The organism is Cupriavidus sp. D39, from assembly GCF_026627925.1.
Taxonomy (GTDB): Bacteria; Pseudomonadota; Gammaproteobacteria; order Burkholderiales; family Burkholderiaceae; genus Cupriavidus; species Cupriavidus ulmosensis.
This window is the reverse complement of record NZ_JAPNLE010000007.1, coordinates 414,722-427,225: the sequence shown is the minus strand read 5'-3', so window position 1 is coordinate 427,225 and position 12,504 is coordinate 414,722. Positions and strand designations below refer to the sequence as shown.

8 protein-coding genes and 4 pseudogenes are annotated in these 12,504 nt (G+C 61.2%); 8 read left to right on the top strand and 4 right to left on the bottom strand.

Annotation, left to right across the window (positions count from 1 at the left end; genetic code table 11):
- The first annotated feature begins 377 nt into the window (after positions 1–377).
- The 7 genes and pseudogenes from OMK73_RS09140 (at position 378) to OMK73_RS09115 (ending at position 7,508) form a co-directional block, all read left to right on the top strand.
- Entirely contained in the window at positions 378–602 is a 225-nt protein-coding gene (locus OMK73_RS09140) for a hypothetical protein (protein ID WP_267601725.1), read from the top strand.
- A gap of 159 nt (positions 603–761) precedes the next feature.
- The gene (locus OMK73_RS09135; protein WP_267601724.1) at positions 762–974 is read left to right on the top strand and encodes a DUF2188 domain-containing protein; all 213 of its coding nucleotides are present in this window, start codon (positions 762–764) and stop codon (positions 972–974) included.
- A 148-nt stretch (positions 975–1,122) separates the two neighbouring features.
- A pseudogene (locus OMK73_RS39015) lies at positions 1,123–1,581 on the top strand (chemotaxis protein CheB); the annotation flags it as partial.
- Complete coding sequence (locus OMK73_RS09130; RefSeq protein WP_267601723.1) at positions 1,550–4,927, top strand: CheR family methyltransferase; 3,378 nt, start codon at positions 1,550–1,552, stop codon at positions 4,925–4,927. The pseudogene OMK73_RS39015 and the gene OMK73_RS09130, both read left to right, overlap by 32 nt.
- 494 nt (positions 4,928–5,421) lie before the next feature.
- On the top strand, positions 5,422–6,639 hold the full coding sequence (locus OMK73_RS09125; RefSeq protein ID WP_324291694.1) for a fatty acid desaturase: 1,218 nt from the start codon (positions 5,422–5,424) through the stop codon (positions 6,637–6,639).
- 60 nt (positions 6,640–6,699) lie between these two features.
- Positions 6,700–6,762: a hypothetical protein gene (locus tag OMK73_RS39010; protein WP_420715511.1), complete on the top strand. Its 63-nt coding sequence runs from the start codon at positions 6,700–6,702 to the stop codon at positions 6,760–6,762.
- Between the two features lie 482 nt (positions 6,763–7,244).
- Entirely contained in the window at positions 7,245–7,508 is a 264-nt protein-coding gene (locus OMK73_RS09115; RefSeq protein ID WP_267601722.1) for a hypothetical protein, read from the top strand.
- A gap of 196 nt (positions 7,509–7,704) precedes the next feature.
- Here the strand turns inward: OMK73_RS09115 and OMK73_RS09110 are convergent, their stop codons facing one another.
- The 4 genes and pseudogenes from OMK73_RS09110 to OMK73_RS09100 form a co-directional block, all read right to left on the bottom strand.
- On the bottom strand, positions 7,705–8,523 hold the full coding sequence (locus OMK73_RS09110; RefSeq protein ID WP_267601721.1) for a DUF1206 domain-containing protein: 819 nt from the start codon (positions 8,521–8,523) through the stop codon (positions 7,705–7,707).
- Positions 8,524–8,853: 330 nt separating this feature from the next.
- Positions 8,854–9,032: pseudogene (locus OMK73_RS39005) on the bottom strand (Tn3 family transposase); the annotation flags it as partial.
- 578 nt (positions 9,033–9,610) lie between these two features.
- Positions 9,611–10,018 (bottom strand): annotated as a pseudogene (locus tag OMK73_RS09105) (IS4 family transposase); the annotation flags it as partial.
- Positions 10,019–10,253: 235 nt separating this feature from the next.
- Positions 10,254–10,553 carry a hypothetical protein gene (locus OMK73_RS09100; RefSeq protein WP_267601720.1) on the bottom strand — a complete coding sequence of 100 codons (300 nt, stop codon included), beginning with the start codon at positions 10,551–10,553 and terminating at the stop codon, positions 10,254–10,256.
- A gap of 400 nt (positions 10,554–10,953) precedes the next feature.
- On the opposite strand from OMK73_RS09100, the pseudogene ltrA reads away from it, so the two are divergent.
- A pseudogene (ltrA, locus tag OMK73_RS09095) lies at positions 10,954–12,500 on the top strand (group II intron reverse transcriptase/maturase).
- Positions 12,501–12,504: the final 4 nt, after the last annotated feature.

The following is a 12,504-nucleotide window of genomic DNA, read 5'->3' as shown; positions in this document are numbered from 1 at the left end:
GTTGCGATAGTGGTTGATGAACCAGGTGCCGGCGGCGAACTCAACGTGGCTAAGCAACCCGCCGCCTTCAGGTCAGCCACTGCAAAGCCATGCTGGACCATCTGCACACGCACGCAACGGCCGCGGCGCGCCCGATCTCAAGGAACCTGCGAAAGGTATAACGATTTGGGGAAGGTGAGCGCGTTTGGGGCAAGCCCGAGTGCGACGGCAGCTGCCGCCGGCCACCTGCCTTAGAGCGGCCGATGATTGCCGACCGCCGCAGGCTGGCCGGCGCGCCGATCGCCGTAAGTTCGAGGCTCAGGTAGCATGTTAGGATGTACCGGGAGATGGTTATGGGGCAAGTGCGCTATCACGGGTTCCCTTCACACGAGCGCACGGTGTTCGGCATCGCGTGTAGACGGTACGGCTTTATCCCAGACGACTTCAATGTCAGCGCGACCGAAGGCATTCGTGCAAGCACCTCGCTGACTCCTCGGGTGGTGACTGCCGAACGGAAAGCTTTGAGGATGAGCATGCAGTACGCGGGTGACCCCGGCGATTTCTGGTCTGCAGAGTTTGAGCATGACCTGTCGAGAGGTGTATTTGGGCCTGCACCGGACTGACACACGGCCCTATCCCACCATTAACGGCTGTTTCCGCGTCCTTCCCCCTGCGGGCGCTGGCTACGCTGGAGACGCCGCCACGCCTGTTAGACCCTGTCCCATTGAAAATCCCGTCGGTCGCGCCTAGAACTGGATTTGGCGGCACCGAAGGAGCAAACAATGCCAAACAATATCCATGTGGTCCCGCATAAGGACGGCTGGGACGTCACCGAGGAAAATGCGCGGTATGCGGAGTCGCACCACGCGACGCAAGAGGAGGCCATCGCGGCCGCCACTGCCCGTGCGAAACGGGACAGGGTCGAATTGCAGGTTCACGGCGCGGGGCAGATTCGTCTGCGCAACAGCTTTGACGACACACCACGCGAAATCTAGGCCAAGAGCAAGGTTTCCTCCCTGGACACGTAGCAAGTGCGCATTGCGTCAATAGATGCGATTTTTTGTGTCGTATGAGGCTCAATAAGGCGCCGAAGTTAAGTCTGCGAGAGTCATCACCGACCGTCCTATCACCCGGTACGCACTTGTGAGTGACACGTCCCCAGTAAATCCGGAGGCCACTTCCCCCTCCTTTCCGATCGTTGGCATCGGCGCCTCCGCAGGCGGCCTTGAGGCGATTTCCGAACTCCTCGTGGCGATGTCCGCTGCGGGCGGTGCGGCATTTCTGGTGGTGCAGCATCTCGATCCCTGCCGCCATAGTCTTCTGCCCGACATCCTTTCCTCGCACACCGACCTGGTGGTCCTGGAGGGGGCCGAGGGGATGTCGATCGATGCGGGCCACGTGTATGTCATTCCGCCGAATACCCGCATGCTGGTAGTCCAGCGACGCATCCGCCTGCAGCCGCGTGAAGCGGCACTGGGGCCGCCCATGCCCGTAGACGACCTGTTTGATTCGCTAGCGGCGGATCAGGGCTCACACGCCATCGGCGTGGTCCTGTCAGGCAGCGGGTCGGATGGCGCACTTGGACTGCGGGCGATCCAGCGCGAGGGGCGGCATCACCTTCGCGCAAGACGAGCGTTCCGCAAAGTTTGCGAGCATGCCGAATGCCGCTGTCGGCACCGGCTGTGTCGATTTCGTCATGTCGCCCCGGGAGATCGCGGAAGAGATCAAGCGAATTGTGGGGCAGCCGCACCTAGCGTCGGGAAGCGACAGCAACGACAGCCGGCCAGAGCAGGCCAGCGGGCGCGGGTTGCGACAAGTGTTTGGGCTGCTGGAGAACGCTTGCGGCATTGACTTCGCTCACTATAAGCGCGGCACGGTGGAACGCAGGCTTTCCCGGCGAATGGGACTGCGGCAGCTTTCGTCGCTGGGGGATTACATTGCCGTTCTGGAAACCGATCCGAGCGAGACACTTGCGCTCGGGCGAGACCTGCTGATTCGCGTGACAGAGTTCTTCCGCGATCCCGACGCATTCGATGCACTAGTCCAAACGGTGTTTCCGCGCATCCTGGGGGAACGCAATGCCGACATCGCCATCCGCATATGGGTCCCTGGCTGCGCAAGCGGTGAAGAGGTGTATTCCCTCGCCATGTGTCTCGTTGAGTATCTGGGCGGACGCGCCGCTACCACGCCCATCCAGATCTTCGGAACCGACGTGAGCGTGGATGCCTTGGAGACCGCGCGGGCGGGACGCTATATCGAGAACATCGCCCGCAACGTCTCCGCCGAGCGGCTGAAGCGATTCTTTGTGCGCGACGGCGACGACTACCGGATCGACAAGTCCCTCCGCGATCTCTGTACCTTTGCGCGCCATAACGTTGCCGCCGATCCGCCGTTCTCTCGCATAGACTTGGTGAGCTGCCGCAACCTGCTGATCTACCTTGACCCGGTCCTGCAGCGTAGTGTCATTCCGGTATTTCACTACGCGCTGCGCGCTGAAGGCGTGTTGATGCTGGGCCCATCCGAGACGGTAGGTGCGTTCTCCGAGTACTTTGGCGTGCTAGAGAACAAGCGCGCCAGGCTGTACATCAGGAAGCCGCGCCCGGATCGATCACGCAACGACGCATCGAGCGGGATCGCTACACCGACATCCTCCGCAGGCGTGGCCCAACTGTCCAGCGGCAATCGGGAACCCACGAGTGCGGCGCGGCTCCGCCTGGAGGCAGACCGCAAGGCATTGGCGCGCTACGCACCGCCTTCTGTACTGTGCGACGAGGATCTCAATATCGTTGACTATCGTGGTGACACGAGCGCGTGGCTCGCGAATCCTGACGGGCCGCCAAGCAGCAATCTTCAGCGGCTCGCCAAGCCCGAAGTGTTCCTGGCGGTGACGGAAGCGGTCAAGCAAGTCTGTCAGGGCGGTGTCCCAGTTCGAAAGACGGGCTTGCGCATGGCCGTGGCCGACGGAGCTGCATCAGAAGCCAGCCTGGAAGTGCATCCCGTGCAAATCGCTGGTATTGACGGAAAATGGTTTCTGGTTTTCTTTGGCGATGTGCAACCGCGATCTGTCCTCATGTCTGCCGCCGCGCCGGGGCCGTTTAAGGCCTGGATGCTTCAGGCCTTGCAAAAGGGGATTGGCCATAAGGCAGTGCATTCCGCCGACGACAAGGACGGACAGATCGCGCGGCTCACGGCAGAGCTGAACGCCACCCGTGAGCGGCTTCGAGCGACACTCGAGGAGCACGAAAGCGCGCGCGAGGAATTGAAGTCGAGCGAGGAAGAGCTGCTGTCCAGCAATGAGGAGTTTCGCAGCACAAACGAAGAGCTGGAGACCGCCAAGGAAGAACTCCAGTCCGTCAACGAGGAGCTCTCCACGACTAACGACGAACTGCGCTATCGCGTCCGCGAACTCAAGGATCTGCACGAAGAAGTGATGCGGGCGCGGGACTTTGCCGAGGCCATCATCGAGACCATCTCGGAACCGGTTGTTGTGCTTGACGCCGATCTTCGTGTTACGCGAGCCAACTCCTCTTTCATGCGCATGTTTGCAACGACAGCTGAGGATACCGTTGGAACGCGGTTTTACTCGCTCGGCAACGGACAGTGGGATCTTCCCGCATTGCGCGAATTGCTGGAGGACATTCTTCCGGAGAAAACCGCCGTCCGCGACTATCAGATCACGCAACCGTTTCCCCGCATCGGCTTGCGCACGATGCGCTTGAATGCGTTACGGGTGGCATGGCTCGATCAAGCGCTGATCCTGCTGACGATCGAGGATATCACCCAGCAGTGTCAGGATATGGTGCGGCTGCAGGAAGCCGATCGCCAGAAGGACGAATTTCTCGCCACGCTGGCTCACGAATTACGGAACCCCTTGGCGGCGATTCGCAATGGTCTGCAGATCTGGCAAAGCGGAAGCGCCGACGAGGCAACGATCAAATCGGCGCAAGCGGCAGTCCAGAGGCAGCTGGAGCACGAGATCGCACTGGTAGATGATTTGCTGGATGTTTCGCGAATTACGCGCGGCATCATTTCACTCAAGTCCGGACGTGTCGATCTCGTGATCGCTGTGCAGCACGCAGTTGAATCGCTGCGCGCAGATGCCGAAGCGCGTCAACATCGGTTGACCCTTACGATGCCGGATGAACCCTTGGTCGTCAGCGGCGACGCAACGCGACTTGAGCAGATCGTGAATAATCTCCTGGCCAATGCGATCAAGTACACACCCGCGTGCGGAGATATTCAGCTCATTTTGGAGCGTCGTGAGGGTGACGCCGTTTTGACAGTCATCGACAACGGCATCGGTATGGAGCCAGAGTTCATCCCTACCATTTTCAAGATTTTTGTGCAAGCGGAGCGGTCGCTCGACCGGCGCTCTGCAGGACTTGGGCTTGGTCTCGCGCTGGTGCGTCGCCTGGTTGAGTTGCACCGCGGATCCGTGCATGCTCGCAGTGACGGCCTGAATTGCGGCAGCAAGTTCGTCGTGCGGCTTCCCGCGTTGCCCAAGGGCACCGAGCCGGAACGCTCTGCAGCAGAGGATCGCCGCGAGGGGGTGGACGTCGTGGCCCAGCGGATTTTGGTCGTTGATGACAATGACGACGCGGCGGAAAGTAGCGCGGTATTGCTTCGGCTCAGTGGACATGAAGTGCAAGTCGCCGCCGAGGGGCAGGCCGCGCTGGACCTGATGGACACTTTCAGGCCCGACGTGGTGCTTCTGGACATCGGCTTGCCAGACATGGACGGCTATGAGGTGGCGCGCCGAATCCGATCAATGCCCGGTCACGCCCACGTGCTGTTGGTCGCCCTTAGTGGGTACGGGCAAGCGGAGCATTTGGTTCGCTCTCGTGAAGCGGGTTTCAACCATCACCTCGTCAAGCCCGCGGATCTTCGCGAGCTGGATACTCTCATCGCGTCTTGGCACAATAGTCCAGATTTTGGGGGCAGGAAGTAGGGGAAGTCGTCCTGGGTGTTGCGGCGCGACTCACCGGATAATGAAAATGCCCCTGTCGTGCAAGCGGTTCAGCGCGCTCCAATCGAGCGTCTTTCATGCGCAATTCTGCTCGCACGTGTTCAAGCACAGCAGCGCCGGGACAGACTCGCCGATCGGCTCGGTATTGTTCTCCATGGCTTCAGGCGCGCGCGGCGGCCGATGGCTCCGCGAACGGACGCCGCGGCTAGCTGAGACGAGGAGCCCGGGGCGGCAACCCGCACTGCGGGGTCGTTAAGCAATATCGGGCGGTGGCTGACGCTGACAAGCGGCGTTGAAGTGGTCGATAGCTGATATCACCAACAGATACAGGAACTGACGGGGAATGGAAGGTGGCAGCTGCATTCGTCCAAGAACTACCGCTTAGTCGGTAGTCTCCCAGCGGACGCGCGGTTGCGGCCGCGCCTGGGTTAGCCTATGTGCGCCAGCGGACAGAATTGACGGCGCACTAGGAATACATGTCCCTTACGCGTTTCGATCCTGCGAAGGAGCCGGTGATGCAACTTGGCCTGCTCAATCTCCCATGGTGGGGTTATGCGTTGGCGACGCTGGGCTTGACCCACGTCACTATCGCGTCGGTCACCATCTTTCTGCATCGTCACCAAGCCCACCGGGCCCTTGATCTGCATCCCATCGCCAGCCACGTCTTGCGTTTCTGGCTGTGGCTCACCACCGGGATGGTGACCAAGGAGTGGGTGGCGATCCACCGCAAGCACCACGCCAAATGCGAGACCCCGGAAGATCCCCACAGCCCGCAGGTCTACGGCCTCAGGCGAGTGCTGTTCGAGGGCGCCGAACTCTATCGCAGGGAAGCCAGGAACCCTGCAACGCTTCAGAAATACGGCCGCGGTACTCCAGACGACTGGATCGAGCGCAAGCTCTACGCTAAGCACGTCGGCCTGGGTATCGGCATCATGCTGGCGATCGACTTGGTGCTGTTCGGTCCGATCGGACTCAGCATCTGGGCGGTGCAGATGCTGTGGATCCCGTTCTTCGCCGCGGGCGTGATCAACGGCGTCGGCCACTACTGGGGCTATCGGAACTTCGCACCGAACGACACTTCCAAGAATATCGTGCCGTGGGGCATCCTGATCGGCGGCGAGGAACTGCACAACAACCACCACGCTTACGTCACCTCCGCCAAGCTGTCCAACAAGTGGTGGGAATTCGACCTCGGTTGGACGTACATCCGTCTCCTGGCGACGCTGCGCCTGGCCACCGTGCGCAAGGTGGCGCCCAAGATCCACTTCGATCCGGCCAAGACACGCTGCGACGCGGAGACCCTGCAGGCCGTCACCACCCACCGCTACCATGTGCTGGCCAAGTTCGCCAAGTCCCTGCAGCAAACCGCCCTGGAGGAAATTCATAACTTGGGGGCTTGCGCGGTCCCGGTGCTGAATGAGTCCAGAACGCGGGAGGCGCTCAGACACTGGCTGCAACGGGAGGAGGACGCGCTCCCGGCGCATGAGCGCGTAGTATTGCTTCAGGCAATGCATTCCAGTCAGTCGCTGCGCTCCATCTACGCGATGCGCCAGGAACTCACTGCCCTGTGGAGCCTTTCCGCCGCCTCAAAGGAGCAACAGGTCAAACGGCTGGAGGAATGGTGCAGGCGCGCCGAGGAGAGCGGAATCGGCGCGTTGCAGGAGTTCTCCCGCAAGCTTCGCTGCTACGCTTAACTATTGGGAGACATGAAATGACATTGGGAATGATATTGTTAGTCGTTCTCGTGCTGCTATCTGATAGGCACAATTCCAGCCTGGCCGCATAGCCGGGGCTGGGGCTGGTGTTGGTGGTCCTGATTGTTCTGTGGCTGATGGGCAAGATTTAGCGCATTACTTCGATTTTGCTTACCGGGGATCACCATTCCTGTAGAAGAGCACACGTTTGCCATCGCTGATATAACGTGCTTGCGGAAAAATGGCCGCATGAGTCACGAGCCAGTGCCTCCCATGACAAGTTTCAGTGGCGTCCTGGTGGGCTGGTTATTCCGATAACGGGCACATTTGAGAGTGCACGATTCGGTGCACAGCGCTTCCTAGTACGGCGGCGGCACGCTTATTGCCACTAGGAATCACACTCGGCATTTCGTCGTCGACCTGCCGCTGGGCGACATGCCCTTCGATGTGGCGGTCGAATGTGCAGACGCGTGCCTTGATCCTCAATATGCTGCGCCGCACCCGGGACAGAATTGGAGGAAAACGCCCCCAGGGGGATTCAGCAAAGACAAACGGCGCGGGTCCTGGGTACCATTCGCGCATCGACCAATACTTGGCCCTTCGCTATGACCGACCCGCATGCACGGCTTTCCCATTTTGTCGTGTTGTATTGGGTGCCGACCGGCTGTGTGATCGTCGAGGTCAAAGGTCCGGTAGTGATTCAGCTCGGCCCGTTTCCGCATGAGATGCAGCCGCAAGTGCTGGCCATGCACCTGTTTCCGGAACGGCTGGTGATCTTGCTGCCGCCGCAAAGGGCATGGCTCGATGACGAGGCTGTCCTAATACTGGGCAACTGGGCCTGCCAGGCGAGGCGCCACGGCCGGAAGTGACGATTTATCCGCCTACGTGGCGGCATCAACGGGTGTCCCTTTGATTTCCTTGCAGTTTGCCGGGGTAGCCACCCCTAGCCTCCAGGCGGGTTTCCTGGCGATGCCCCGCTGAAACCTCAATCAAATCAGTTACTTGCTGAGTGGTCTTTTTTCGCCGCCTTCCAACGTTCCAGAACGGGGTGATCGTCCAGAAGGGCTACATCCGGCGGTAGCGTGACTCGAGCATCGCGAACAGGCCGAAGGCCACGAATCCAAGCGCCACGGCCGTAAGCAGAAACCGCCCCAACGGCTGCGCCAGGATCGCATGCAGCGCGCCGTCCAGCCCCGGCGCCTTCTGCCGGTGGAAGGTCAGCGCCGCATAGCTGAGCAGGCCCCCCACCACGCCCAGTGCCACCCCCTTGGCGATGTATCCGACTTGGCCCAGTCGCGCCACGCCTTTCCGGGCAACTGGGGACATCGACGAAGTGTCAATCTCCTCGTTGAAGGATTTCTTCACGCCCTTGACCATCCCGGCCACGCCGACGCCAATGATGATCAGCCCCGTGACCACGACGATCACCCGCCCGGCGGGCCACGCCAGCACACCTGAGGTGGTTTGCTGCTGGGACTGCGCGTCCCACGATCCCCAGCCGAGCACGACCGAAGCTGCGCTGACCCCCAGGGCGGCGTAGATCACGGCCTTGGCCCCGCTGGTGACTTGATTGCGGACCCGTTTGGCACCTACGCGGTTGCGATAGCCCCAGATGGCTTCACTGGCCTGCCAGAGCGCGAGCGCCACCATGCCGACCGCAACCAGCCATAGCAGGATCCTGCCAAAGGGCTGATCAGCCAATGTTCTCAGCGCCCCGGAGATGTCGGCGCTCTTGCCGGCCGGCGCGCCCCATGCGATCTGCAGCGCCAGCCAGCCGATCAAGAGGTGCACAACGCCGTAAGCGATCAACCCGACGCGGGCGAGCACCTTCAGCGACGCGCTGTCGCCGGCCTGTTCGGCCTTGCCACCGGAATTGGGTGCCATCGCGGGGCCCGCCTCGTGAGTTGTCAAACGCAACCTGGGATCCAACATTTTCTACCTACAACATGTTGTTGAAAACGATCCCAGGTGGGCGAAGACTGGCATTTCGAGGGTTATCGACCCCTTGCTCGACTTGAGCAGCGTAGGAGCGCGCTGAATCAAGATAGGCGCCGTACGTCCGACGAAGAGATTTGAAAGTCCGCCGCTGATTCAACCTTAGCTCGGCTCGCAACCTGAGTGCAAGGACTCCTCGTACTCTCGGACTCACTCAGACCGCCGCGTCGCCGTCCGGGATTCGTTGTAGAAGCGCGTCCGCGTAGCGCTCCGGCTCTGCATCTGGGCGGTGTTCCACGCCAGAACACAATGTTGGTCAGCAGCGCATGCGATCCCGAGATTACTTTCATCTCGTCGCGGCGCCGGCCACGCTCGTGTGCGACTTTTCCATAGTAAATCGCGCGATGAAGATGATGAACAGATTCGCCGCGATTCAACAACGTGTGGATCTCGCGCCTGTCCATGGCCGAGGCGCTGGGGCATCCGGTCTACGTGTACTGGACGCTCGCGCGCGTCAAGCGCCGCTATGGGTCGCTGGCCGAGGCAGGACGCCCAGCCGGCCGTGCTCAAGCTGCTGTTGGCGCAACGACGCGGCGATCGAATACTCGGAGCGCGGGCGGCCTGCGCACGGCCCGGCAGACCAGGCGCCGAGCCCGGAGACGGTGCTCCCGCGGCTGCTGCACCCCGGCGCCGCTTCCGCTCGCGCCGGGACACCTCGGCTCGTGGCGGTGGAAATTGCGGGGGGCGTCTTCGTGCCACGAATGGCACCGAGCAGGCGCAGAAGAAGACAACAACGGGAATTCGGAGAGTTTGCTGGATCGTTGGCCACGGCTCCGTTGTGGAAGGCATTGCCTCGAGCCCCTTTTAAGGATGAGGTCCAGCAGAGGGGAACGATATGAAATCGAGATAGTGGACGACACCGGCGCGCAGTACGGGCAAAGGGCGTTCCCTATATTGCGGCTGGTGCCACGATGGCTTCCATGGGTCGCTGCTCGACAAAAAGCACGGCCCCTAAGGGCATTTCCTTATACAGAAGTCATGACTCTTCCCGCAGTGCTTGAATGGTGAGCGCGGCGTCCATGGTTCGCTGCATGCCGATCCAGATCGTCTTAGCGCCGGGCTCGCCATCGCTCTTGCGCCCGAGGAACCCACCCAGGGAAGCAACCAACCGAATCATCTGATTGAGTGTGACTGGTGTCTTCGGGCGGGCCTTCTTGGCGAGCACGTATGCCCCCCGAATCTCGTCGGCGTCGAAGAATAGGGACGCATCCAGATCCGGGCAGGTTCTGCCCAGCCGCATCAAGCGGGCAACGCGCCACGCCACCACCATGTACAGCGCCAAGGCCCGCTCCACACGATCCATGTGCGAGAGCTGTAGCGCTTCGACCTTGCAGCCGGTCTTCAGGACATGGAAAAACATCTCCACTTCCCATCTGGCTCGATGGTGAGTAGGCCCAAGGAGTTTCACCTTGAGCCTCTCGCAGAACCGTACGTGAGGCTCGCGCCTCATACGGCTCCCGTTATCCAACCCTATTTCCTGCGACATGCCAGTGGAAGAACAATGTGGGGTAGAGTTCCTTCATCTTGCGAAGCCATTCCGCACTGCGCCGCTTGTGCCGCGTCAGTGTTTTGTATTTCCGTCTGGCCCATTGCTCTAGTACAACATCCCGTAAATAGCTTTAATAATTATCGGGCTGCAGATATAGGTGCAGGAGCGTGACGACCACCTCGGCCATCTCGTCGAGCGAGCCTTCGCCTGGCAACGGTTCCCAACGCCCGCTATGGTTGCGAAAGGCGGCGCCATAACGATTGCGGGCGAGTTCGGTCAGCCGAGCCACCACGGTCGGCTCCTCGTCGTCCAGACGTTTGATCAGCAGGTGACGCCCGTAGGCTTGTGTGATGATCTGCTCGTGGCCGAGCAGGCTGCGCAGTTGCTGCTGCAATTTGGCAGCGTAAAGTTTGGTGGGTAAGGCTGGCATGTCGATTCTGTGCGCCGGTCAAAACCGGCAAAGTGTTGTGAATGAAAGAGTCATACGTTGAAGGTCTAGCCAGCCACGGCGGCCCCGAGTCATGCGTGTGTACCCGCAAGGGTGCAGGCGAAGCGTTGACAGGGGTACGCGCGGGCCGGGTATTGAGCCGCGAAATACATGCCCCGTGCCGCAAGGCACGGGTTGAACGGGGTGCCGAGGCTCTAGGATTAAGCCGAAGGTCACATCGGTGCTGCCGCATTGGCGAGGCAGCATCGGACCCCGCGCGGTCGAAGACCCCGTGCACGCGCAGAAACACTTTGCTCGGGAACCGGGAGATCCCGCGCCCTGCTACGTCCCGCTGGGAAGCGTTGGGCGTAGCGCGCATCGTGAAGCCTGAGGGCGTACGACGATGAGCGACGGGCGTGGGAAGTCGGACTGCTGCGTAGTACCTGAGAAGCTGCCGAACAAGACTGCGGGTGCAATTCCTGCGGTGGCGGAGGTGGTGGAGGGAAGGCGGCGGGCCAAGGGCAATGCAGTCGCAGCGCGCATGTCCCGCAGATTGGGGCGGGCATATGACATGGGAACGGCGCTCGACGGCATACGACAGACGGCCAAAGGCCGACCGGGTGCGAAGTTCACCACCCTGATGCATCACATCTACGCAGTCGACCGCCTGCGGGCAGCCTACGTTGCGCTGACGCGCAAGGCGGCGGCCGGGGTGGACGGTCAGACGTGGCAGTCGTACGGACTGGACCTTGAGGCTCGCCTTCTGGACCTGTCCGACCGGCTGGCCCGAGGGGCTTACCGGCCCCAGCCTGTCAGACGCGTGTACATCGACAAGGCCGACGGCAGCAAGCGCCCGCTGGGCGTGCCGGCGCTGGAGGACAAGCTCGTCCAACTCGCCACGGTCGAAGTGCTGAACGCAATCTACGAACAGGATTTCCTCGGGTTCAGTTACGGCTTCCGTCCCGGCAAGAGCGCGCACAACGCACTGGACGCCGTGAGCGTGGGGGTGGAACAACGAAAGGTGAACTGGATACTCGATGCGGACATCAGCAAGTTCTACGACACAATCGAACACGACTGGCTGGTCAGATTCATCGAGCACCGGGTAGCGGACACACGGGTTGTGCGGCTCATCAAGAAGTGGCTGCACGCTGGTGTGCTGGAAGACGAGAGGTTGACGCAGAGCGAGGTGGGGACAGTTCAGGGCGGAAGCATCAGCCCGTTGCTGTCCAATATCTATCTCCATTACGCGTTCGACCTGTGGGTGAAGCAGTGGCGTGCGCGGCATGCCGAAGGCGATATGGTCATCGTGCGCTATGCCGATGATTGGGTCGCAGGGTTCCAGTACATCGGTGACGCTGAGCGTTTCCAGCGCGAGGTGACCGAGCGGATGGCCCGCTTCGGCTTGAAACTGCACGAGGGCAAAACGCGGCTGATCGAGTTCGGGCGTTTCGCGCGCGAGAACTGCCGACGCCGTAATGGGGGCAAGCCGCCGACCTTCGACTTCCTTGGATTCACGCATTGCTGTGGGAAGACACATAAGGGACGGTTTGCGGTCCTGAGGCTGACCAGCGCCAAGCGCATGCGCGCCAAGCTGCTGGCAGTCAAGCAACAACTGCGACGACGCATGCACCAGACCATCGCGGAACAAGGCAAGTACTTGGGGTCCGTGGTAAATGGACACATGCGGTACTTCGGCGTGCCGCGGAACGGGCCGCGTCTTGCCCGCTTCCGGGCGCTCGTGGCCCGCGTGTGGTATCGCGCATTGCACCGCCGAAGTCAGAAAAGCCGACTGCGCTGGCAGCAGATGAATCGGCTCGTTGCCCATTGGTTGCCCTGTACTCACATTTGCCATCCCTATCCGAACCAGCGTCTGATCGTTACGACCCAAGGCAGGAGCCGTATGCGGTAATTCCGCTCGTACGGATCTGTGGAGGGGGTGCTGGGTGACTGG

Excerpts from the sequence above, each read along its gene's own strand:
- OMK73_RS09135 (WP_267601724.1), top strand. The coding sequence starts at position 762 with ATGCCAAACAATATCCATGTGGTCCCGCATAAGGACGGCTGGGACGTC.
- OMK73_RS09130 (WP_267601723.1), top strand. The coding sequence starts at position 1,550 with ATGGCGCACTTGGACTGCGGGCGATCCAGCGCGAGGGGCGGCATCACC.
- OMK73_RS09125 (WP_324291694.1), top strand. The coding sequence starts at position 5,422 with ATGTCCCTTACGCGTTTCGATCCTGCGAAGGAGCCGGTGATGCAACTT.
- OMK73_RS09115 (WP_267601722.1), top strand. The coding sequence starts at position 7,245 with ATGACCGACCCGCATGCACGGCTTTCCCATTTTGTCGTGTTGTATTGG.
- OMK73_RS09110 (WP_267601721.1), bottom strand. The coding sequence starts at position 8,523 with ATGGCACCCAATTCCGGTGGCAAGGCCGAACAGGCCGGCGACAGCGCG.
- OMK73_RS09100 (WP_267601720.1), bottom strand. The coding sequence starts at position 10,553 with ATGCCAGCCTTACCCACCAAACTTTACGCTGCCAAATTGCAGCAGCAA.